At 40.7% G+C, this 23144-nt stretch carries 30 protein-coding genes; all 30 read right to left on the minus strand.

The window, feature by feature from the left end; all coding sequences use genetic code 11:
• Positions 1 to 4: 4 nt before the first annotated feature.
• The 30 genes from rplO to rplA all read right to left on the minus strand — a co-directional run bounded on the left by rplO (position 5) and on the right by rplA (position 23140).
• Positions 5 to 451 carry a 50S ribosomal protein L15 gene (gene rplO / locus I2I13_RS12465; protein WP_044655423.1) on the minus strand — a complete coding sequence of 149 codons (447 nt, stop codon included), beginning with the start codon at positions 449 to 451 and terminating at the stop codon, positions 5 to 7.
• Between the two features lie 32 nt (positions 452 to 483).
• The gene (gene rpmD / locus I2I13_RS12470; protein WP_004296332.1) at positions 484 to 660 is read right to left on the minus strand and encodes a 50S ribosomal protein L30; all 177 of its coding nucleotides are present in this window, start codon (positions 658 to 660) and stop codon (positions 484 to 486) included.
• Positions 661 to 669: 9 nt separating this feature from the next.
• The gene (gene rpsE, locus I2I13_RS12475) at positions 670 to 1188 is read right to left on the minus strand and encodes a 30S ribosomal protein S5 (RefSeq protein ID WP_004296333.1); all 519 of its coding nucleotides are present in this window, start codon (positions 1186 to 1188) and stop codon (positions 670 to 672) included.
• A 5-nt stretch (positions 1189 to 1193) separates the two neighbouring features.
• Positions 1194 to 1538 carry a 50S ribosomal protein L18 gene (gene rplR, locus I2I13_RS12480; RefSeq protein ID WP_004296334.1) on the minus strand — a complete coding sequence of 115 codons (345 nt, stop codon included), beginning with the start codon at positions 1536 to 1538 and terminating at the stop codon, positions 1194 to 1196.
• Between the two features lie 21 nt (positions 1539 to 1559).
• A complete protein-coding gene (gene rplF / locus I2I13_RS12485; RefSeq protein WP_004296335.1) occupies positions 1560 to 2129 on the minus strand; it encodes a 50S ribosomal protein L6 in 570 nt (189 codons plus the stop codon).
• A 15-nt stretch (positions 2130 to 2144) separates the two neighbouring features.
• The gene (gene rpsH, locus I2I13_RS12490; RefSeq protein WP_004296336.1) at positions 2145 to 2540 is read right to left on the minus strand and encodes a 30S ribosomal protein S8; all 396 of its coding nucleotides are present in this window, start codon (positions 2538 to 2540) and stop codon (positions 2145 to 2147) included.
• A 52-nt stretch (positions 2541 to 2592) separates the two neighbouring features.
• Complete coding sequence (rpsN, locus tag I2I13_RS12495) at positions 2593 to 2892, minus strand: 30S ribosomal protein S14 (protein WP_004296337.1); 300 nt, start codon at positions 2890 to 2892, stop codon at positions 2593 to 2595.
• A 5-nt stretch (positions 2893 to 2897) separates the two neighbouring features.
• Positions 2898 to 3455 carry a 50S ribosomal protein L5 gene (gene rplE / locus I2I13_RS12500; protein ID WP_004296338.1) on the minus strand — a complete coding sequence of 186 codons (558 nt, stop codon included), beginning with the start codon at positions 3453 to 3455 and terminating at the stop codon, positions 2898 to 2900.
• Positions 3455 to 3775: a 50S ribosomal protein L24 gene (gene rplX, locus I2I13_RS12505; RefSeq protein ID WP_004296339.1), complete on the minus strand. Its 321-nt coding sequence runs from the start codon at positions 3773 to 3775 to the stop codon at positions 3455 to 3457. Before rplX ends, rplE begins: the two co-directional genes overlap by 1 nt.
• 19 nt (positions 3776 to 3794) lie before the next feature.
• A complete protein-coding gene (gene rplN / locus I2I13_RS12510; RefSeq protein WP_004296340.1) occupies positions 3795 to 4160 on the minus strand; it encodes a 50S ribosomal protein L14 in 366 nt (121 codons plus the stop codon).
• A gap of 2 nt (positions 4161 to 4162) precedes the next feature.
• Positions 4163 to 4432, minus strand: a complete 270-nt coding sequence (gene rpsQ, locus I2I13_RS12515) for a 30S ribosomal protein S17 (protein ID WP_004296341.1) — start codon at positions 4430 to 4432, stop codon at positions 4163 to 4165.
• Positions 4429 to 4626, minus strand: coding sequence for a 50S ribosomal protein L29 (gene rpmC, locus I2I13_RS12520; RefSeq protein WP_004296342.1), 198 nt, complete (start codon positions 4624 to 4626; stop codon positions 4429 to 4431). The genes rpsQ and rpmC overlap by 4 nt, the downstream gene beginning before the upstream one ends.
• A gap of 5 nt (positions 4627 to 4631) precedes the next feature.
• Positions 4632 to 5066, minus strand: coding sequence for a 50S ribosomal protein L16 (gene rplP, locus I2I13_RS12525; RefSeq protein WP_004291234.1), 435 nt, complete (start codon positions 5064 to 5066; stop codon positions 4632 to 4634).
• Between the two features lie 23 nt (positions 5067 to 5089).
• Positions 5090 to 5821 (minus strand): 30S ribosomal protein S3, encoded by a 732-nt coding sequence (rpsC, locus tag I2I13_RS12530; protein ID WP_004296343.1) that lies wholly within the window; start codon positions 5819 to 5821, stop codon positions 5090 to 5092.
• A 5-nt stretch (positions 5822 to 5826) separates the two neighbouring features.
• Complete coding sequence (rplV, locus tag I2I13_RS12535; protein WP_004296344.1) at positions 5827 to 6237, minus strand: 50S ribosomal protein L22; 411 nt, start codon at positions 6235 to 6237, stop codon at positions 5827 to 5829.
• Between the two features lie 36 nt (positions 6238 to 6273).
• On the minus strand, positions 6274 to 6543 hold the full coding sequence (gene rpsS / locus I2I13_RS12540; protein WP_004296345.1) for a 30S ribosomal protein S19: 270 nt from the start codon (positions 6541 to 6543) through the stop codon (positions 6274 to 6276).
• A gap of 20 nt (positions 6544 to 6563) precedes the next feature.
• Complete coding sequence (gene rplB / locus I2I13_RS12545; RefSeq protein ID WP_148365520.1) at positions 6564 to 7388, minus strand: 50S ribosomal protein L2; 825 nt, start codon at positions 7386 to 7388, stop codon at positions 6564 to 6566.
• Between the two features lie 5 nt (positions 7389 to 7393).
• Positions 7394 to 7684 (minus strand): 50S ribosomal protein L23, encoded by a 291-nt coding sequence (rplW, locus tag I2I13_RS12550; RefSeq protein WP_004296347.1) that lies wholly within the window; start codon positions 7682 to 7684, stop codon positions 7394 to 7396.
• 16 nt (positions 7685 to 7700) lie between these two features.
• Positions 7701 to 8327, minus strand: coding sequence for a 50S ribosomal protein L4 (gene rplD / locus I2I13_RS12555; protein WP_004296348.1), 627 nt, complete (start codon positions 8325 to 8327; stop codon positions 7701 to 7703).
• Complete coding sequence (gene rplC, locus I2I13_RS12560; RefSeq protein WP_148365521.1) at positions 8327 to 8944, minus strand: 50S ribosomal protein L3; 618 nt, start codon at positions 8942 to 8944, stop codon at positions 8327 to 8329. Before rplC ends, rplD begins: the two co-directional genes overlap by 1 nt.
• Positions 8945 to 8962: 18 nt before the next feature.
• The gene (gene rpsJ, locus I2I13_RS12565) at positions 8963 to 9268 is read right to left on the minus strand and encodes a 30S ribosomal protein S10 (protein ID WP_002558075.1); all 306 of its coding nucleotides are present in this window, start codon (positions 9266 to 9268) and stop codon (positions 8963 to 8965) included.
• Between the two features lie 80 nt (positions 9269 to 9348).
• On the minus strand, positions 9349 to 11466 hold the full coding sequence (gene fusA, locus I2I13_RS12570; protein WP_148365522.1) for an elongation factor G: 2118 nt from the start codon (positions 11464 to 11466) through the stop codon (positions 9349 to 9351).
• A gap of 44 nt (positions 11467 to 11510) precedes the next feature.
• Positions 11511 to 11987 (minus strand): 30S ribosomal protein S7, encoded by a 477-nt coding sequence (gene rpsG, locus I2I13_RS12575; RefSeq protein ID WP_148365523.1) that lies wholly within the window; start codon positions 11985 to 11987, stop codon positions 11511 to 11513.
• A 143-nt stretch (positions 11988 to 12130) separates the two neighbouring features.
• A complete protein-coding gene (gene rpsL / locus I2I13_RS12580; RefSeq protein WP_002558078.1) occupies positions 12131 to 12541 on the minus strand; it encodes a 30S ribosomal protein S12 in 411 nt (136 codons plus the stop codon).
• Positions 12542 to 12677: 136 nt separating this feature from the next.
• Positions 12678 to 12986 (minus strand): DUF3467 domain-containing protein, encoded by a 309-nt coding sequence (locus tag I2I13_RS12585; protein ID WP_148365524.1) that lies wholly within the window; start codon positions 12984 to 12986, stop codon positions 12678 to 12680.
• Between the two features lie 146 nt (positions 12987 to 13132).
• A complete protein-coding gene (gene rpoC, locus I2I13_RS12590; RefSeq protein WP_148365525.1) occupies positions 13133 to 17416 on the minus strand; it encodes a DNA-directed RNA polymerase subunit beta' in 4284 nt (1427 codons plus the stop codon).
• A 104-nt stretch (positions 17417 to 17520) separates the two neighbouring features.
• Positions 17521 to 21333, minus strand: coding sequence for a DNA-directed RNA polymerase subunit beta (gene rpoB / locus I2I13_RS12595; protein WP_099145749.1), 3813 nt, complete (start codon positions 21331 to 21333; stop codon positions 17521 to 17523).
• A gap of 104 nt (positions 21334 to 21437) precedes the next feature.
• Entirely contained in the window at positions 21438 to 21812 is a 375-nt protein-coding gene (rplL, locus tag I2I13_RS12600) for a 50S ribosomal protein L7/L12 (protein WP_004296358.1), read from the minus strand.
• A 92-nt stretch (positions 21813 to 21904) separates the two neighbouring features.
• On the minus strand, positions 21905 to 22426 hold the full coding sequence (rplJ, locus tag I2I13_RS12605; protein WP_195649637.1) for a 50S ribosomal protein L10: 522 nt from the start codon (positions 22424 to 22426) through the stop codon (positions 21905 to 21907).
• Positions 22427 to 22441: 15 nt separating this feature from the next.
• On the minus strand, positions 22442 to 23140 hold the full coding sequence (gene rplA / locus I2I13_RS12610) for a 50S ribosomal protein L1 (protein WP_004296360.1): 699 nt from the start codon (positions 23138 to 23140) through the stop codon (positions 22442 to 22444).
• Positions 23141 to 23144 lie beyond the last annotated feature (4 nt).

A 23144-nucleotide genomic window follows, 5' to 3' on the forward strand; every position in this document is an offset into this window, starting at 1 on the left:
TGAATCAGAGTTTTACTACAGTTCCACCAGCAGCTTCAATAGCAGCAGTTGCAGTCTTAGAGAATGCATGAGCTTCTACTTCCAGCTTATTAGTCAGAGTTCCGTTACCCAATACTTTTACCAACTGATTTGAAGATATAAATCCTGCTTCGATAAAGTCGTTTACACCAACTTTTGCCAAGCTCTTAGCTTCAGCAAGTTTCTGGATAGTATCCAGATTGATGGCTTTATATTCTACACGATTAATATTCTTGAAACCAAATTTAGGAACTCGACGTTGAAGAGGCATCTGACCACCTTCAAAACCGATCTTCTTAGAGTATCCAGATCTTGATTTAGCTCCCTTATGACCTCTTGTAGAAGTACCGCCTAAGCCAGAACCAGTTCCACGTCCAATTCTTTTTCTTGTCTTAGTAGATCCCTCTGCAGGTTTTAAATTACTTAAGTTCATATTGTAATTTCGTTTTATTATTCAACAAATAATTACTTAACAATGGCAACCAAGTGTTTTACTTTATCTACCATCCCAAGAATTGAAGGAGTGCTTTCGTGTTCAACCACACGGTTCAGTTTACGAAGTCCCAGTGCATCAAGAGTTCTTTTCTGATCAGCTGGAGCACCAATTCTACTTTTAACTTGTTTAATCTTTATAGTTGACATATCTCCTCCTTATCCTCTAAATACTTTTTCAACACTAATACCTCTGTTCTGAGCAACCATTCTTGCATCACGCATTTCACTCAAAGCTTCGATTGTAGCTTTAACAAGGTTGTGCGGATTGGAAGAACCTTTAGATTTAGCCAAAACATCAGTAACACCAACACTTTCCAAAACAGCACGCATAGCACCACCAGCTACAACACCAGTTCCGTGAGATGCAGGTTTGATGAATACTTCAGCACCACCAAATCTAGCTGATTGTTCATGAGGAACAGTACCTTTCAAAATAGGCACTTTCACCAAGTTCTTTTTAGCTGATTCAACACCTTTAGCGATAGCAGCTGTTACTTCACCTGCTTTACCAAGTCCCCAACCAATGATACCTTCTTCGTTACCTACAACAACGATTGCAGAGAAACTAAAAGTTCTACCACCTTTGGTAACTTTAGTAACACGATTAATAGCAACCAATCTATCTTTCAGTTCTATATCGTTAGTAATCTTAACTCTATTATTAACTCCTGCCATAATGATTAAAATTTAAGTCCACCGTTACGAGCAGCATCAGCTACTTCTTTTACTCTCCCATGATACAAGTAACCATTACGGTCGAAAACAACAGTAGTTATACCTGCTTCCTGAGCCTTTTTAGCAATCATTTCACCCACTTTAGCAGCTTGTTCTTTTTTAGCAACTTTATCAGTCAAACCTAAAGAAGAAGCGGCAGCCAGTGTCTTACCAGAAAGATCATCGATAATCTGGACATAAATTTGCTTGTTACTTCTAAATACACTCATACGCGGACATTCAGTAGTACCTGAAATTTTGTTGCGTACTCTATATTTGATCTTAACTCGTCTTTCTATTTTTGTTGTCATAATAATCTAATTTTATATGAATTACTTAGCGCCGGCTGATTTACCAGACTTTCTACGAATTACTTCGCCAACAAACTTAATACCTTTACCCTTGTATGGTTCAGGCTTACGGAAAGAACGTATTTTAGAGCAAACTTGACCAAGCAATTGTTTGTCACACGATTCCAATATAATAAGAGGATTCTTATTTCTTTCAGACTTAGTTTCAACTTTTACCTCAGCAGGTAATTGAATGAAAATATTGTGTGTATAACCTAAAGCAAGCTCAATGATGTTACCTTGGTTAGAAGCACGATAACCTACACCTACAAGTTCCAGTTCCTTCTTGTATCCTTCAGATACGCCCACAACCATGTTGTGAACCAAAGAGCGATACAAACCGTGGAAAGCATGTTTTTGCTTCGGGTTATCAAGCATTTCTTTATCGTTTTCTGTTAAAGTTACGTGTCCGTCTTCAATGGCAACATTGATAGCAGGATTCACATATTGGCTCATTTCGCCTTTGGGTCCCTTTACGGTAACCACATTATCCTTCAGAGTGACTGTCACTCCAGCAGGGATACTAATGGGTAATTTTCCTATTCTTGACATTCTAATTCCTCCTAATTAATATACATAACACAAGACTTCACCACCGATCTTCAGTTCTGCAGCCTCTTTGTTAGTCATTACACCTTTGGAAGTAGATATTATAGCAATACCCAGCCCATTAATAACACGCGGCATATCTTTGTAACCAGTATACTTACGCATACCCGGAGAAGATATTCTTTCTAACTTTTTGATTGCGTTAACTTTGTTAACAGAATCATACTTCAAGGCAACCTTAATAGTTCCTTGAGGACCATCTTCTACAAACTTATAATTAAGAATGTAGCCTTTTTCAAAAAGAATCTTAGTGATTTCTTTTTTCAAGTTCGAAGCGGGAACTTCAACAACTCTGTGCTTTGCACCAATCGCGTTCCGCAACCTCGTTAAATAATCTGCTATTGGATCAGTCATATAAAAATAAATTAAATTAATCAGGACTACCCTGACAATATTTAAACAATAATTACCAGCTTGCTTTTTTTACGCCTGGGATCAGTCCGTTAGATGCCATCTCACGGAACTGAATTCTCGAAATTCCGAATTGACGAATATAACCTTTAGGACGTCCAGTCAGTTTGCAACGGTTGTGCATACGAATCGGATTAGAATTCTTTGGCAACTCTTGCAACTTCTGTGCAGCTTCAAAAGCATCAGCAGGATCACCTGTTCTTACGATTTGCTTCAAAGCAGCTCTTCTTTCGGCGTATTTGGCTACTAATTTAGCACGTTTTACTTCACGTGCTTTCATTGATTCCTTTGCCATATCTATTAGTCTTTTTTAGCGTTTTTAAAAGGTAAACCGAATTCCTTCAGCAAAGCATAACCTTCTTCATCTGTTTCCGCAGAGGTTACAAAGGTAATATTCATTCCGAGAATTCTTGTAATACTATCGATATTTATTTCAGGGAAAATGATTTGTTCCTGAATACCAAGGGTATAGTTACCTTTACCATCAAACTTACTTTCGATACCTTTAAAGTCACGAATACGAGGAAGAGCTACACGAACCAATTTTTCAAGGAATTCGTACATTCTTTCACGACGCAAAGTTACCATAACACCAATCGGCATTTTTTTACGCAACTTAAAGTTTGCAATATCTTTACGAGAAATGGTAGCTACAGCTTTCTGACCTGTGATAGCTGTCATTTCATTGATTGCAACTTCGATAATCTTCTTATCAGCAACAGCCATACCTAACCCTTGATTGATAACAATCTTCTTAAGTACGGGTACCTGCATTGTAGAAGAATACTGGAACTGTGATTTCAATGCAGGTGCTATACGCTCTGCATATTCTTTCTTAAGACTAGCAGTATTACTCATTACTTAATCTCCTCTCCTGATTTTTTAGAATAACGCACTAAAGTTCCTTCCGAACTCTTTTTTCTCCCAATACGCGTTGCTTTACCAGTTTTTGGATCAACCGGATTCAAGTTTGAAATGTGGATAGAAGCTTCCTGCTTCACGATACCACCTTGCGGATTCTTAGCATTCGGTTTTGTGCTTTTAGATACCATATTGATACCTTCTACAAATGCACGTCCTTCTTTAACAAGAACCTTCAATACACGACCAGTTTTGCCCTTATCTTCGCCAGCATTTACGTAAACTGTATCGCCTTTTTTAATATGTAATTTACTCATTACTTAAATCTTTTACAAATTAAAGTACCTCAGGCGCAAGTGACACAACTTTCATGTTTGTAGCACGAAGCTCTCTTGCTACAGGACCGAAAATACGACTACCTCTAATTTCACCTGCATTATTCAACAACACGCAAGCATTATCATCAAAACGTATATAAGAACCATCAGGACGACGGATTTCTTTCTTTGTACGTACAATCAAAGCCTTTGATACTGCACCTTTTTTAACATCACTAGAAGGGATAACACTCTTCACTGAAACTACAATGACATCCCCCACTGAAGCATAACGACGGCCTGTACCACCCAAAACGCGGATACACAACGCCTCTTTCGCTCCACTGTTATCACATACTGTAAGTCTGGATTCTACTTGTATCATAATTACTTAGCTCTTTCAATTATTTCTACTAATCTCCATCTTTTAGTCTTGCTCAAAGGACGAGTTTCCATGATGCTTACAGTATCACCGATATTGCATTCATTCTTTTCATCGTGAGCATGGTACTTCTTCGTTTTACTAACGAACTTACCATATATAGGGTGTTTTTCCTTAAATTTGGCAGCAACTGTGATGGTCTTATCCATCTTATTGCTCAACACAACCCCTGTTCTTTCTTTTCTTAAATTTCTTGCTTCCATCAAGCTGATCATTTATTGTTAAGTTCTCTTTCGCGCAATTCTGTTTTCATACGCGCAATAGTCCTGCGTAATTGTTTGATTTGAGCAGGATTTTCCAAAGGAGAAATAGAATGATTGATAACCATTTGGTTATAATTAGCTGTTTCCGCCTCTACTCTTTCTACTAAATCATTAGTAGTCATTTCTTTTATTTCTGCAATTTTCATAACACTTACGCATTTTGATTTTGAATATCATAATCACGTCTTACGACAAACTTCGTTGTAATAGGAAGCTTTTGAGCAGCTAAGCGCAATGCTTCTTTCGCGATTTCGTAAGATACTCCTTCAGCTTCAATAATGATTCTACCTGGAGTCACAGGAGCCACAAATCCCTCTGGAGCACCTTTACCTTTACCCATACGTACATCGGCAGGTTTTCTAGTGATCGGTTTATCCGGGAATATACGGATCCAGATCTGTCCTTGACGTTGCATATATCTTGTTACTGCAATACGAGCAGCTTCGATCTGACGGCCTGTAATCCACTTAGTCTCCAAAGCCTTTATGCCAAAAGAACCAAAGGCCAGCTGGTTGCCTCTCTGGGCATTACCTTTCTGACGGCCTTTTTGTTGTCTTCTGAATTTTGTCTTTTTCGGTTGTAACATAGTTTCCTAAAATTCAAATTCGTTTAGCGATTATTTTTCTTTCTTTTGAAGTTCTTTCCGCCGTTGTTTCCACTATTGTTTCCACGACCACTTTCTTTGCTTTGTGTAAAGTTCGGAGCCAATTCTTTCTTACCAAACACTTCACCTCTACAAATCCAAACTTTGATACCTAAAAGACCTACTTTAGTCAATGCTTCTGCATGACAGTAGTCGATATCAGCTCTGAAAGTGTGCAACGGAGTTCTTCCTTCTTTATACATTTCAGAACGTGCCATTTCAGCTCCATTCAAACGTCCTGAAATCTGAATTTTGATACCTTCAGCACCCATACGCATTGTGTTTGCGATAGCCATTTTGATGGCACGGCGATAGGCAATTTTACCTTCAACCTGGCGAGCGATGTTGTTAGCAACAATCACGGCATCCAGTTCCGGTCTCTTCACTTCAAAGATATTGATTTGAATATCTTTGTCGGTAACCTTCTTCAACTCCTCTTTTAACTTATCAACTTCTTGGCCACCTTTACCGATAATAATACCCGGGCGAGCAGTGCAAACAGTAATAGTAACGAGCTTCAGCGTACGTTCAATTACGATTCTTGATACACTTGCTTTTGCAAGTCTTGCATTAAGATATTTACGGATTTTGCTATCTTCCAGCAAAGAATCACCGTAATCATTTCCACCATACCAGTTAGAATCCCATCCTCTGATAATTCCTAAACGGTTGCTTATTGGATTAACTTTTTGTCCCATCTACCTTAATTTTGATCTTCGTTATTACTTTTAGCACCAACGAACAATGTTACGTGATTTGAACGTTTGCGAATTCTATAACCTCTACCCTGTGGTGCCGGTCTCATTCTTTTGAGTGTAGCTCCACCATCAACAAAAATCTGTGTTACGAACAACTCGCCACTTTCCGCTTTACGTTCGTTTTTCTGTTCCCAGTTAGCAATTGCAGAGCGAAGCAATTTTTCCACTCTTGCAGCAGCTTCTTTTGAAGAAAATTTCAAAACACCAAGTGCTCTGTTCACTTCCATACCACGGATCATATCTGCAACCAGACGCATCTTACGCGGAGAAGTAGGAACATTTTGCAATTTTGCAAAATACATGGTCTTAAGGGCTTCTTTTCTCTTTTCAGCCGATATTTTTTTTCTTGCTCCCATTATTATTTATTACTTTATTATTTCAAATAAATCCTGTTATCTTTTCTTGTTACCAGCATGTCCTCTGAATGTACGAGTTGGAGCAAATTCGCCCAACTTGTGTCCTACCATATTCTCGGTAACATAAACAGGAATAAATTTATTTCCATTGTGAACTGCAACTGTATGGCCTACAAAATCAGGCGAAATCATTGAAGCTCTGGCCCAAGTCTTTACTACGACTTTCTTACCAGATTCATTCATGGCAAGAATTCTCTTTTCAAGCTTAACGTTAATATATGGACCTTTTTTTAATGAACGACTCATAGTTTACTCAATTAATCAGATTACTTTTTTCTTCTCTCAATAATGTACTTAGACGACTGTTTCTTAGGAGCTCTAGTCTTAAGTCCCTTAGCGTACAATCCCTTACGTGATCTTGGATGACCTCCGGAAGCGCGTCCTTCACCACCACCCATCGGGTGATCAACCGGGTTCATTACAACACCACGGTTACGAGGACGACGTCCTTGCCAACGAGAACGTCCGGCTTTACCTGAACTTTCCAATCCATGATCAGAGTTACCTACACTACCGACAGTAGCTTTACAAGTGCTAAGAATCTGTCTAACTTCACCTGAAGGCAACTTAATTACACAATACTTACCCTCGCGAGAAGTCAACTGAGCAAAGTTACCAGCTGAACGAACCAGAGCAGCACCCTGTCCCGGACGTAATTCGATATTGTGAATCACAGTACCCACCGGAATGTTTTGAAGAGGAAGAGCATTACCAATCTCTGGCGCTGCTGTTTCACCTGACATTAGAGTCGCACCAACTTGCAATCCATTGGGAGCAATAATATATCTTTTTTCTCCATCAGCATAAAATAACAGAGCGATACGAGCCGAACGATTCGGATCGTATTCAATTGTTTTAACTACTGCTGGAACACCGTCCTTATTTCTCTTGAAATCAACAATTCTAATCACCTTTCTATGACCGCCACCAATGTAGCGCATAGTCATCTTACCTTCGCTGTTACGACCACCAGATGATTTCTTACCATATACAAGAGACTTTTCTGGTACTGATGCAGTAATTTCTTCGAAAGTACCAATAATTTTATGTCTTTGCCCCGGCGTTGTGGGCTTAAATTTACGTACTGCCATTTTTATTAAATATTGCTATAAAAATCAATAGTATCTCCTTCTTTCAATGTCACGATTGCTTTTTTGAAAGCATTCGTACGACCATTGATGATACCTGCTTTGGTATAACGGCTCTTATTTTTGCCAGCATACTTCACAGTATTCACATCAACTACTGTAACATTATAAAGAGCTTCAATTTCCTTCTTAATTTCCAGTTTGTTAGCTTCAGGACGTACAACAAAGCCGAAACGATTCAGCTTATCTGTGATTGCAGTCATTTTCTCTGTTACCAACGGTTTAATAATAATTCCCATTATTTAAGCCTCCTTTTTAAATTAAGATATTGTCAATAGCCTTCAGAGAGTTTTCTGTAAGCACAACAACCCCAGCATTCAATACTCTGTAAGTATTTAATCCCGAGATAGTCTGCACATTAGCACCCTCAATGTTACGAGCTGACAAATATACGTTTTTATTTGCTTCCGGTAAAATTACAAGTAGCTTTTTATCGGAAACTTTAAGATTTTTTGTCATTGCAACGAAATCTTTTGTCTTAGGAGCTTCAAATGTGAAATCCTCAACGACAACGATTGCATCGTTTTGAGCTTTATAAGACAAAGCTGACTTACGAGCCAATGTCTTAACTTTTTTATTCAACTTAAAGAAGTAGTCTCTTGGCTTCGGACCGAAAACGCGGGCACCACCTACAAGAACCGGTGAGTTCATATCACCACGACGAGCTCCGCCACCACCTTTCTGGCGACCGATCTTACGAGTTGAACCACTGATTTCACTTCTTTCTTTTGACTTATGAGTACCCTGACGCTGATTGGCCATAAATTGTTTTACATCCAAATAGATAGCGTGGTCGTTGGGCTCAATTCCGAAGATAGATTCGTTTAACGTAACCTTTCTCCCAGTGTCTTCACCTTTAATGTTATATACGTTAACTTCCATTATTTCTCAATTAATACGATTGAACCTTTGCAACCCGGGATAGAACCTTTGATCAAAAGAAGGTTATGATCCGCGATTACTTTTAATACCTGCAAGTTTTGTACAGTGACTCTGTCACCACCAAGTTGTCCACCCATGCGCATTCCCTTGAATACTTTTGCAGGGTAAGAACAAGCACCAATAGAACCCGGTTTACGAGCGCGGTTGTGCTGTCCGTGAGTAGCCTGACCCACACCACCAAAACCATGTCTTTTTACTACACCCTGGAAACCCTTACCTTTAGAAGTTCCAACAACGTCAACAAAGTTAGCATCGTTAAACATCTCTACGGTAACAGTATCACCCAGATTCAATTCTGTCTCAAATTCTTTGAACTCAGCCAAGTGTCTCTTCGGTGTTACTCCTGCTCTTTTAAAATGTCCCATCAACGGTTTAGTTGTATGTTTTTCCTTTTTGTCTTGGAAACCCAACTGAACAGCTGCATAGCCATCTTTTTCTACAGTTTTAACTTGAGTAACAACACAAGGACCTGCTTCGATAACAGTGCATGGTACATTTTTACCATCGGCACTGAAAACGGATGTCATTCCGATTTTTTTTCCTAATAATCCTGGCATTTCACTAATTTTTAATTATCAAACTTTAATTTCTACTTCCACACCACTTGGCAATTCCAACTTCATCAGAGCATCTACTGTCTTAGCTGTTGAGCTATAGATGTCGATCAATCTCTTATAAGAAGAGAGTTCAAATTGCTCACGAGACTTTTTGTTTACGAAAGTCGAACGGTTCACAGTAAAGATACGCTTGTGCGTAGGCAGAGGTATCGGACCGCTAACAATAGCACCTGTAGCTTTTACAGTTCTTACAATTTTCTCAGCTGACTTGTCAACCAAGTTGTGGTCGTAAGATTTCAATTTAATTCTAATTTTCTGACTCATTATTTTTTTTAATTAATACATTTATAATAAGATAAAGCGGCAGGCTAAGAGTCATTCGCTAGCCTGCTGCTTTAGATATTTTAGAGTAAATCAGCACGTCCTTTTACTTCTTCCAATACAGCTTTGGCAATAGAAGAAGAAAGTTGAGCGTGATGAGAGTAAGTCATTGATGAAGTTGCACGTCCAGAAGTGATAGTACGTAAAGCTGTTACATAACCAAACATTTCTGCCAGCGGAACCATTGCCTTCACGATACGAGCACCAGAACGACTAGATTCCATTCCTTCAACCTGTCCACGACGTTTATTCAAGTCACCGATAACATCACCCATGTTTTCTTCCGGAGTTACAACTTCCAGTTTCATGATAGGTTCCATCAAAACAGGACCTGCCTTAGCGCATGCATTCTTATAGGCTTGCATTGCACAGATTTCGAATGACAACTGGTCAGAGTCAACTGGGTGGAATGAACCATCAACCAAAGTTACTTTCAATGAATCCAGCGGATAACCTGCCAAAACGCCACTCTTCATGGCATTCGTAAAGCCTTTCTGAACTGCAGGGATGAATTCCTTAGGAATATTACCACCCTTTACTTCATCGATAAACTGCAGACCTCCTTCTTTGAAGTCTTCATCAACCGGACCAATCTTAACGATGATATCAGCAAATTTACCACGACCACCAGACTGTTTCTTATACACTTCACGAAGATCAACTGTCTTAGTGATAGCTTCTTTATAATTAACCTGTGGTTTACCTTGATTACACTCTACTTTAAACTCACGCTTCAGACGATCGATGATAATATCCAAGTGCAACTCACCCATACCAGAAATAACAGTCTGCCCTGTTTGTTCATCAGTTTTCACTGTAAACGTCGGATCTTCTTCAGCCAATTTAGCCAAACCGTTAGACAGTTTATCCATATCTTTCTGAGTCTTAGGTTCTACAGCGATACCAATAACCGGTTCCGGGAAGTCCATAGATTCAAGTACTATCGGAGCAGTTTCATCACACAAAGTATCCCCTGTACGAATATCTTTGAATCCTACACCTGCACCAATATCACCAGCACCGATTACTTCAACCGGATTCTGTTTGTTAGAGTGCATCTGGAACAGACGAGAAACGCGTTCTTTCTTACCAGAGCGAGAGTTGTAAATATAAGAACCTGCTTCAATTTTACCTGAATAAACACGGAAGAAAGTCAAACGACCCACATATGGGTCAGTTGCAATCTTAAATGCCAAAGCCGATGTTTTTTCATCATCACTTGGCTTACGATCTTCTTCAGCTCCTGTATTAGGATTTGTACCGATAACATTCTCTGTATCCAGCGGAGAAGGCAAGAAAGCACAAACGTAGTCAAGCAAAGTCTGAACACCTTTATTCTTGAAAGAAGATCCACATAACATAGGAACTACAGCCATTTGAACTGTTGCATTGCGAAGAGCTCTCAACACTTCCTCTTCAGTAATAGTAGAAGGATCATCGAAATATTTCTCCATCAAAGCATCATCAAATTCAGCTACTTTTTCAAGCATCTTATCTCTCCATTCATTCGCTTCGTCAACAAGATTTGCCGGGATTTCTTCTACAGTATAATCCGCTCCCATTGTTTCATCATGCCAATAAATAGCTTTCATTTTGATAAGATCAACAAGACCTCTGAAAGATTCTTCAGCACCGATAGGAACAACAATAGGACATGGATTAGCTCCAAGAACATCCTTCATCTGACGAACTACTTCAAAGAAGTCAGCACCAGAGCGGTCCATCTTATTTACATAAGCAATACGAGGAACGTTATATTTATCAGCTTGACGCCATACTGTTTCCGATTGAGGCTCAACACCACCAACAGCACAGTAAGCAGCCACAGCTCCATCAAGAATACGCAATGAACGTTCTACCTCTGCGGTAAAGTCAACGTGCCCCGGAGTGTCAATCAAGTTAATTTTATAAGTATCACCGGCATACTTCCATCTAGTTGTTGTAGCAGCAGATGTAATAGTGATACCACGTTCTTGCTCCTGTTCCATCCAGTCCATAGTAGCAGCACCGTCATGAACTTCACCAATTTTGTGAGTCAATCCAGTGTAGAACAAGATACGTTCAGAAGTAGTTGTTTTTCCGGCATCAATGTGAGCCATGATACCGATATTACGAGTTAAATGTAAATCATGTTTAGCCATCTTCAATTCCTTTACTTTAAGTTTATATTTGGTTTCTTACAGTATTAGAATCTAAAATGAGCAAATGCACGGTTAGCTTCTGCCATTCTATGCATATCTTCTTTACGTTTGTATGCACCGCCTTGTTCATTGAAGGCATCCATAATTTCAGCAGCCAACTTGTCAGCCATTGATTTACCACCTCTTTTACGAGCATACAGAATCAGGTTCTTCATTGAAATTGATTCTTTACGGTCCGGACGGATTTCGGTAGGAACTTGGAAAGTAGCACCACCTACACGGCGAGACTTTACTTCCACTTGCGGAGTTACATTATCCAAAGCCTTTTTCCAGATTTCGAGAGCAGATTTTTCTTCGTTAGGAAGTTTTACTTTCACTGTTTCCAGAGCGGCATAAAAGATTTCATAAGATGTATTTTTCTTTCCGTCATACATCAAGTGGTTCACGAACTTAGAAACCTTTTGATCATTAAACACGGGATCCGGAAGGATTACGCGTTTTTTTGGTTTTGCTTTTCTCATTTGTTTGAAAAATAATGTTTTTGTTCTTGGTTGTCTACTTCTTGACTTCTTCAACTCTCCCTCCGGAGAATTTACTCAACCTTTAGCATTTCCAACAAACTAAAACGTAAGTTATTACTTTAATTTTAATTAGGTCTTAATCCTTATTTTTTCTTACCTTTAGCTGGAGCGGCAGCTTGTCCCGGTTTCGGACGCTTAGCACCATACTTAGAACGTCTCTGAGTACGACCAGCAACACCTGCTGTATCAAGTGTACCACGAACGATGTGATAACGTACACCCGGAAGGTCTTTTACACGACCGCCACGTACCAAAACGATTGAGTGTTCCTGCAAGTTGTGACCTTCTCCCGGAATGTATGAGTTCACCTCTTTTTGGTTAGTCAAACGTACACGAGCTACTTTACGCATTGCAGAGTTCGGCTTCTTCGGAGTAGTAGTATATACTCTCACGCAAACGCCACGTCTTTGAGGACATGAATCCAAGGCTGGAGATTTACTTTTCTCCACCAGCACTTCGCGTCCTTTTCTTACTAATTGCTGAATTGTAGGCATTTTAATTGTTTTTTGATTTATATTATTGTTATATTAATTTCGTAACTATACATTTTGGGCTGCAAAAATACGAATAATATTTGAATATTCAATGCGCTACAACTTTTTTTTCTTTTTTAATGTTTTTATATCATCCTCACGCTTCGCCTTTTACACCTGTCAAGGGAGGAAGAGAAGGTTCATCTGAAGTACGAATCGGCCCGAATACCCGTTCATACTTTGCTATATTGTCTTCCAGTGCCCGCAGCAGACGTTTTGCGTGTTCTGGAGCCACAATAATGCGAGATTGCACCCCAGCCTTCGGTATACCCGGCATTACGCGCACGAAGTCAAGAATGAATTCAGAACTAGAATGAGTAATAATAGCTAGATTTGCATAAGTGCCCTGCGCTACCTCTTCTCTCAATTCAATCTGTAATTGTCCGTTGTTATTTTGTTCTTCCATATTTTATATGATTAAAAAGTTATCCTGCAAAATAACACATTTTTCCTGAGACTAATAGCAATACACACAAGTAAAAAAGAAATAAAAAAAGGAGCAATTGCCCAATCTGGCAATCGCTCCTTCTCATATAGTCAATTGAATTGTATTTATTCTACTTCATTGTAGTCAAGTACTGTTTTCTTGTTAGCCAAGATACGGTCATACTCTTCCTTTGATCCAACGATGAGTTTTTCGAATTCGCGCTGACCGGTACCTGCAGGAATCAAGTGACCACAAATCACATTTTCCTTCATACCTTCCAACTTATCGACCTTACCGTTGATAGCAGCCTCATTCAAGACTTTCGTTGTTTCCTGGAAGGAAGCCGCTGACATGAAGCTTGAAGTCTGTAAAGCAGCACGTGTAATACCCTGAAGGATCTGAGTAGAGGTAGCAGCAACAGCGTCACGAACCTCAACCGGTTTCAAGTCACGACGTTTCAACATACTGTTCTCATCACGCAACTTGCGGGCAGTTACAATCTGACCTGCTTGCATATTTTGAGAATCACCAGCATCCACTACGACTTTCTTACCCCAGATACGATCATTTTCTTCCATGAATTCCAGTTTATCTACAACTTGCTGTTCGAGGAAACGAGTATCTCCCGGTTCATCAATCTGCACCTTGCGCATCATCTGACGAACAATAATCTCGAAGTGCTTATCATTGATCTTCACACCCTGCAAACGGTATACATCCTGAACTTCATTCACGATATATTCTTGTACAGCTGTAGGACCTTTAATTGCCAAAATATCTGCTGGAGTAGTAGCACCGTCAGACAACGGAGTACCTGCACGTACATAGTCATTTTCCTGTACCAGAATCTGCTTAGACAATGCAACCAGATATTTCTTAACCTCACCAGTCTTAGAAGTTACAATGATCTCACGGTTACCACGCTTGATCTTACCCATTGTTACCTCACCGTCGATTTCAGAAACGACAGCCGGATTTGACGGGTTACGAGCTTCAAACAATTCAGTAACACGAGGAAGACCACCCGTGATATCACCCGCTTTACCTACGGCACGCGGAATCTTCACGATTACTTCACCAGCTTTTACCTTCTGACCGTTCTCGATGATTACGTGACCACCTACCGGTAAGTTATAAGTACGGATCAAATCACCGTCCTCTGTCAAGATATGAGCTGTAGGAACTTTGGTTTTATCCTTGGATTCAATAATAATAATTTCACGAAGACCTGTTGCTTCATCCGATTCAACCTTATAAGTAACGTTTTCAATTACGCCCTCAAATTCGATCTTACCAGTTGCTTCTGTGATAATTACAGCGTTGAACGGGTCCCACTTAGCAATCAGCTTGCCTTTTTCTACCAAATCACCGTCACCTACATACAGTGTTGAACCATAAGGAACGTTATGAGTAGAAAGAACGATACCAGTGTTCACATCCACAAAGCGTACTTCGGCCAAACGACCCACTACCACTTTAGCAGATTCACCCATCTCATCAACGATATCTACCGTACGCAACTCTTCAAATTCAAGACGTGCATTGTTTTTAGCAACGATACTTGCATTAGCAGCAATATTCGCAGCAGTACCACCGGCGTGGAATGTACGCAATGTCAACTGTGTACCCGGCTCACCAATAGACTGAGCTGCAATTACACCGACAGCTTCTCCTCTCTGAACCATACGGCTCGTTGCCAGATTACGTCCGTAACATTTAGCACAAACACCTTTCTTCGCTTCACAAGTTAATACCGAGCGGATTTCAACACTCTCAATCGGAGAATCCTGAATCTTCTTACCAACTTCTTCAGTGATTTCTTCACCACCGGCAACAAGCAATTCACCTGTTGTAGGATGGATTATATCATGTACGGAAACACGTCCTAAGATACGTTCATACAGAGTAGCAATAACTTCATCGTTATTCTTAAGGTCTGTACAAACCAATCCACGAAGTGTACCGCAGTCTTCTTCTGTAATAATCACATCGTGTGATACGTCCACCAGACGACGAGTCAGATAACCGGCATCGGCAGTCTTCAAAGCGGTATCCGCCAAACCTTTACGAGCACCGTGGGTAGAGATAAAGTACTCCAACACGGAAAGTCCCTCTTTAAAGTTTGACAAAATCGGGTTCTCAATGATCTGACCACCTTCAGCACCTGCTTTCTGCGGTTTTGCCATCAAACCACGCATACCTGATAACTGACGAATCTGTTCTTTAGAACCACGGGCACCAGAGTCAAGCATCATATATACAGAGTTGAATCCCTGATCATCCGAAGAAATTGTCTTCATCAGGATATTAGACAACTCCGAGTTTACATGTGTCCAGATATCGATCACCTGGTTGTAACGTTCGTTGTTGGTAATGAAACCCATGTTATAGTTGTTTACGACTTGTTCTACTTCGTCGTAACCTTTCTGTACCAACGTTTCTTTCTCCTTCGGAATGATAATATCACCCAAGTTGAATGACAAACCACCCTTGAACGCCATCTGATAACCTAAGTTCTTGATTCCATCCAGGAAGTCGGCAGCCTTAGCCACACCACATACCTTAATTACATCACTAATAATATCACGAAGAGATTTCTTAGAGATAATTGTATTGATATAACCAGCTTCAGGCGGAACGATTTCATTAACAATCACACGTCCTACCGAAGTTTCGCGCATTACGTCTACAATGTTACCATTTTCATCAACGTCTTTCACGATAACTTTCACCGGAGCATGAATATCTACCTTACCTTCATTGTAGGCGATCAACGCCTCTTCCGGTCCGTAGAACGTCAAACCTTCACCTTTCGCACCAGCACGCAACTTAGTAATATAGTACAAACCAAGAACCATATCCTGTGCAGGCACAGTAATAGGCGCACCGTTTGCCGGGTTCAAGATATTATGTGATTGAAGCATCAACATTTGTGCTTCCAGAATTGCTTCATTACTCAAAGGCAAGTGAACAGCCATCTGGTCACCGTCAAAGTCGGCGTTGAATGCCGTACATGCCAACGGGTGCAACTGGATAGCTTTACCTTCGATCATCTTAGGCTGGAAAGCCTGAATACCCAAACGGTGCAATGTCGGAGCACGGTTCAACAGTACCGGATGTCCTTTCATTACATGTTCCAGAATATCCCAGATCACCGGTTCCTTGCGGTCAACGATCTTCTTGGCAGACTTTACAGTCTTAACGATACCACGTTCGATAAGCTTACGAATAATAAACGGCTTGTACAATTCGGCAGCCATCAATTTAGGAATACCGCATTCACCCATCTTCAATTCCGGCCCCACGACGATTACCGAACGAGCAGAGTAGTCAACACGTTTACCCAGCAAGTTCTGACGGAAACGTCCTTGCTTACCTTTCAAGCTATCAGACAATGACTTCAACGGGCGGTTGGCGTCTGTCTTCACAGCACTTGACTTACGTGAGTTATCAAACAAAGAATCGACAGATTCCTGAAGCATACGTTTTTCATTACGCAAGATCACTTCCGGAGCCTTGATTTCAATCAGTCGTTTCAGACGGTTATTACGGATAATTACACGACGATAAAGGTCGTTCAAGTCAGATGTAGCAAAACGGCCACCATCCAACGGAACCAACGGACGAAGTTCAGGCGGGATAACCGGTACGATACGTACAATCATCCATTCCGGTTTGTTGCGTCCACGTGATGCACGGAACGACTCTACTACCTGAAGACGTTTCAAAGCTTCATTCTTACGTTGCTGTGAAGCATCGTTACCTGCACGGTGACGCAATTCGTAAGACAAAGCATCCAGATCCAGACGAGCCAGCAAATCATAGATAGCTTCAGCCCCCATCTTTGCAACAAATTTGTTCGGATCATTATCTTCAAGATATTGATTGTCTTTTGGAAGTGTATCCAAAATATCCAGATATTCTTCTTCAGAGAGCAAATCATATTCAGCTACACCGTCTTCAGCTTTTACACCCGGCTGAATAACAACGTAACGTTCGTAGTATATAATCGAATCCAGTTTCTTCGTCGGCAGTCCGAGCAAATAACCGATTTTATTAGGGAGCGAACGGAAATACCAGATGTGAGCCACCGGCACAACCAACTGGATATGTCCCATACGTTCACGGCGTACTTTCTTTTCAGTAACTTCCACACCACAACGGTCGCAGACGATACCTTTATAACGGATACGCTTGTATTTACCGCAATGACATTCATAATCCTTGATAGGACCAAAAATGCGCTCGCAGAACAAACCATCACGTTCGGGTTTGTACGTACGGTAATTAATGGTTTCAGGCTTCAAAACTTCACCACTCGAATTCTCAAGGATTTCTTCCGGAGAAGCCAGACCAATTGAGATCTTCGAGAAATTACTTTTCGTCTTATTTTCTTTTCTAAAAGCCATACTCTATATAATTGAGATTTGATAATTGAATCATTGGAAATTGAAAAGACACGGATGTCAACAGACCGTCATCGGCTTGTTGACACCACATATTCTTTATTATTTTATTCTAGGTTGATACTCAAACCTAATCCTCTCAACTCGTGCAACAATACGTTCAAGGATTCCGGAATACCAGGTTGCGGCATCGGTTCACCTTTCACAATTGCTTCATAAGCTTTCGAACGTCCTACCACGTCATCAGACTTGATAGTAAGGATTTCCTGCAGGATATGAGCAGCACCAAAACCTTCGAGTGCCCAAACCTCCATTTCTCCGAAACGCTGACCACCGAACTGTGCTTTACCACCAAGAGGTTGCTGAGTAATCAATGAGTACGGACCGATAGAACGAGCATGCATCTTGTCTTCAACCATGTGGCCCAACTTCAACATGTAAGTCACACCCACAGTAGCTGCCTGGTCAAATTGCTCACCTGTACCACCATCACAAAGATAAGTTTTACAGTAACGAGGCAATCCTGCCTTGTCTGTCCACTGATCCAGATCTTCCATTGTAGCACCGTCAAAAATAGGAGTTGCAAATTTCACACCCAATGTTTTTCCGGCACGCCCTAATACAGCTTCGAAAATCTGACCAATGTTCATACGAGAAGGCACACCCAACGGATTCAATACGATGTCAACCGGAGTACCATCGGACAAGAACGGCATATCTTCCTGACGAACAACACGGGATACAATACCCTTGTTACCGTGGCGACCTGCCATCTTATCACCCACACCAATCTTACGCTTCTTAGCAATATATACTTTTGCCATCTGGATAATACCAGCTGGAAGTTCATCACCAATTGTAATAGCAAACTTCTTACGTTTCAATTCTGCATCCAGCTCTTTGTATTTCTTAATGAAATTCATTACCAGATCACGAATCATACCGTTAATATGATCATCACTAGTCCAGTTGCTCAATTGAATAGAAGTAAAGTCGAGTGAATCAAAATCAGAAACACTGAACTTAGAACCTTTCGCAATTACTTCCGCACCCAGATAATCCTTCACACCTTGAGAAACCTTGCCTTCAGTCAAAGTCATCAGTTTCTTAACCAGAATACGTTTCAGGTCAGCTACCTTAGCTTCAAATTCATCATCAATCTTAGGCAATAATGCTTTATCGGCCAGTTTAGAGCTACGATTCTTAATCACACGTGAGAAAAGTTTCTTATCGATCACAACACCTTTCAAAGAAGGAGAAGCTTTCAAGGAAGCATCTTTCACGTCACCTGCCTTATCACCAAAGATGGCACGAAGCAATTTTTCTTCTGGAGAAGGATCAGATTCACCCTTCGGTGTAATCTTACCAATCATTATATCACCCGGCTCGATACGAGCACCGATTCTAACGATACCATTTTCGTCGAGGTCTTTTGTAGCTTCTTCACTTACATTCGGGATATCAGAAGTCAACTCTTCCATACCACGTTTTGTTTCACGAACTTCCAGAGAATATTCTTCTACGTGAACCGAAGTCAACAAGTCTTCGCGCACCACACGTTCGTTCAATACGATAGCATCCTCATAGTTGTAACCTTTCCAAGGCATGTAAGCAACCAACAAGTTCTTACCCAATGCCAATTCACCCTTTTCTGTAGAATAACCTTCGGTCAAGATGTCACCTTTCTTCACACGCTGGCCTCTGTCACAAATCGGACGCAGGTCAATCGTCATGTTCTGGTTAGTCTTACGGAACTTAGGTATTCTATATTCTTTCAAAGCAGGTTCGAAACTTACGAACTCTTCGTCTTCTGTACGGTCATACAAAATACGGATAGTAGTAGCATCAACGTAGTCAACAACACCATCTCCTTCTGCAGTAATCTGCGTACGAGAGTCTCTTACCAACTGACGTTCGATACCTGTACCTACGATCGGCGCTTCACTTCTCAACAAAGGAACCGCCTGACGCATCATGTTTGATCCCATCAATGCACGGTTAGCATCATCATGTTCCAGGAACGGAATCAATGAAGCAGCAATTGATGCAATCTGCTGAGGAGAAACGTCCATCAAATCAACCTCTGTCGGTTCAACAACCGGGAAATCAGCATCCTGACGAGATTTAACTTTGTTACGCACAAATGTACCGTCATCATTCAACGGAGCATTTCCCTGTGCAATAACCTTTTCTTCCTCTTCTTCAGCAGTCAGATAAATCAGACCGTTATCAGAAAGATCCACTTTCCCGTTTTCGACCTTACGATACGGAGTTTCAATGAATCCCAGATCATTAATCTTAGCAAATACACACAATGAAGAAATCAAACCGATGTTCGGACCTTCAGGAGTTTCAATCGGACAAAGACGACCATAGTGTGTGTAGTGAACGTCACGAACCTCAAATCCGGCACGTTCACGGGAAAGACCACCAGGACCAAGGGCAGACATACGACGCTTGTGCGTAATTTCAGCCAAGGGATTTGTCTGGTCCATGAATTGAGACAATGCATTCGTTCCGAAGAATGAGTTGATTACAGAAGAGATTGTCTTCGCATTAATCAAATCAATCGGAGTAAACACTTCATTGTCACGAACGTTCATACGTTCGCGAATCGTACGAGACATACGAGCCAGACCAACAGCAAACTGATTAGAAAGCTGCTCACCTACCGTACGTACACGACGGTTACTCAAGTGGTCAATATCATCCACATCTGCTTTTGAGTTGATCAACTCAATCAGATATTTGATGATTTCAATGATATCTTCCTTCGTGAGGACACGCACGTCCATATCAGTCGTCAGATTCAACTTTTTGTTGATTCTGTAACGACCTACATCACCAAGGTCATATCGTTTTTCAGAGAAGAACAAGTTGTTGATAACCTCCCTTGCACTTGCGTCATCAGCCGGATCGGCATTACGCAACTGACGGTAGATATACAACACAGCTTCTTTTTCCGAGTTACTCGGGTCCTTCTGCAGCGTATTATATATGATAGAGAAATCGGACTGGTTCGGTTCATCTTTATGTAAAAGGATGTTCTGAACTCCCGACTCCAAAATTTCATCAATATGCACCTCTTCCAGTACGGTTTCACGGTCGATAATAACTTCGTTACGCTCAATAGAAACCACTTCACCGGTATCTTCATCAACGAAATCTTCAATCCATGTTTTCAAGACACGTGCAGCCAATTTACGACCTAGCACTTTCTTCAGATTTGTCTTGTTCACCTTTACATCTTCTGCAAGGTTGAAAATCTCAAGAATATCTTTGTCATTCTCGAAGCCAATTGCACGCAACAAAGTCGTTACCGGCAATTTCTTCTTACGGTCGATGTATGCGTACATCACATTATTGATGTCAGTAGCAAACTCAATCCACGAACCTTTAAACGGAATAATACGAGCCGAATAAAGTTTCGTACCATTGGCATGTACACTCTGACCGAAGAACACACCCGGAGAACGGTGAAGCTGTGACACAACTACGCGTTCGGCACCATTAATGACGAAAGTAGCCTTATCAGTCATATAAGGAATCGGGCCGAGGAATACGTCCTGAATCACTGTATCAAAATCCTCATGATCGGGGTCCGTACAGTAAAGCTTAAGTTTCGCTTTTAAGGGAACACTATAAGTAAGCCCACGCTCTATACAATCATCGATGGTATAACGCGGCGGATCAATATAATAGTCCAGAAACTCAAGAACAAAATTGTTTCTTGTATCGGCAATAGGGAAGTTTTCAGCAAATACTTTATACAATCCCTCATTCTTGCGCTTTTCAGGTGGGGTATCTAATTGTAGAAAGTCTTGGAATGACTTCAATTGTACTTCCAGGAAATCCGGGTATTCGAGCGGATTCTTAGTCGAAGCAAAATTAACTCTTTGATTTACAGTATTTGAAGACATCTATTAATGAATTTGGAGAACTTAATTTGAAATATATACACAAAAAGGTTAAGAACCCTCTTGTGAAGGATTCTTAACCGAATTACCTGATTACCAGGCCAATGTTATTTAAGTTCAACTTCAGCTCCAGCTTCTTCCAATGTTTTCTTCAATGATTCTGCTTCGTCTTTAGCCAAACCTTCTTTAACTGTGCTAGGAGCACCGTCTACCAAGTCTTTAGCTTCTTTCAAACCTAGACCACAAGCTTCCTTAACGGCCTTAACTACCTGAAGTTTAGCTGCACCAGCGCTCTTCAATACTACGTCGAAAGAAGTTTTTTCTTCTGCGGCAGCAGCACCAGCTGCAGGACCAGCAGCAACAGCTACAGCTGCAGCAGCAGGTTCAATACCATATTCTTCTTTAAGGATAGTTGCAAGTTCATTAACTTCTTTTACTGTCAAGTTAACTAATTGTTCTGCAAAAGCTTTCAAATCTGCCATTTTTTGTATGATTTTAATTGTTTAAATACTTTGTTGATTTTTGAAAATTATTCGGGATGTTATTCCCAAGGCTATAACACCTTTTTCCATTTTTACGCTTCGGTACGTTCACCAAGAGTCTTGAGAACTCCGTGTAGGGTGTTACCACCTGATTGAAGAGCAGAAATAACATTCTTGGCCGGAGATTGCAGCAAGGCAACGATATCGGCGATAACTTCATTCTTACTCTTGATTGAAACGAGAGCATCCAATTGGTCAGCACCAATGTAGAAGCTTTCCTCTGCATATGCAGCTTTCAGTCCGGGAATACCGTCTTTTGCTTTGTCTTTGATCAGCTTAGCAGGAACGTTTGCAGTATTGCTAAACATAACAGCAGTAGTACCTTTCAAAGAACCGTAAAGAGGTGAAAAGTCTTCTTCCAAACTTTCGAGTGCCTTGTGAAGCAGAGTGTTTTTAACCACCATCAATTTGATGTCTGATTTAAAGCAATCTCTTCTCAATGCGCTGGTAGCGGCAGCATCCATAGCTGTAACGTCCACCAAGTAGAAGTGAGCATATTCCTTTACTGTAGCAGCAATTTGCTCTATAATCGTACTTTTATCTTCCTTTCTCATTATTTCTCTGTTTTATTAGATTTCATCCACTGATTTCGGGTCAATCTTAATACCCGCACTCATTGTACTAGAAAGATAAATACTCTTAATATATGTACCCTTTGCTGCGGTCGGTTTCAGTTTGTTCAGAGTAGAGATGAACTCTTTCGCATTGTCGCGAATCTGATCAGGACTGAATGATACCTTACCGATAGAAGTGTGAACAATACCGCTCTTATCAACCTTAAAGTCAATTTTACCTTGTTTTACTTCTTTTACAGCCTTAGCAACATCCATAGTTACAGTACCACTCTTAGGGTTCGGCATCAATCCACGAGGACCGAGTACACGACCGAGTGCACCAATTTTACCCATGATAGATGGCATAGTGATGATTACATCAATATCAGTCCATCCACCTTTGATCTTTTCAATATATTCGTCAAGACCAACATAGTCAGCACCTGCTTCTTTTGCAGCAGCTTCAGCATCCGGTGTACAAAGTACCAACACACGCACTTCTTTACCAGTACCATGAGGAAGTGAAACAACACCTCTCACCATCTGGTTAGCTTTACGCGGGTCAACCCCTAAACGTACATCAATATCCAGTGAAGCATCGAATTTGGAAAAAGTGATTTCTTTTACCAAAGATGCAGCTTCTTTCAGTGAGTATGCTTTCCCTGCTTCAATCTTTTCTGCAGCTAACTTTTGATTTTTTGTCAGTTTACCCATTACA

This window comes from Bacteroides sp. D55t1_190419_B8, assembly GCF_015558905.1.
GTDB lineage: Bacteria > Bacteroidota > Bacteroidia > Bacteroidales > Bacteroidaceae > Bacteroides > Bacteroides vicugnae.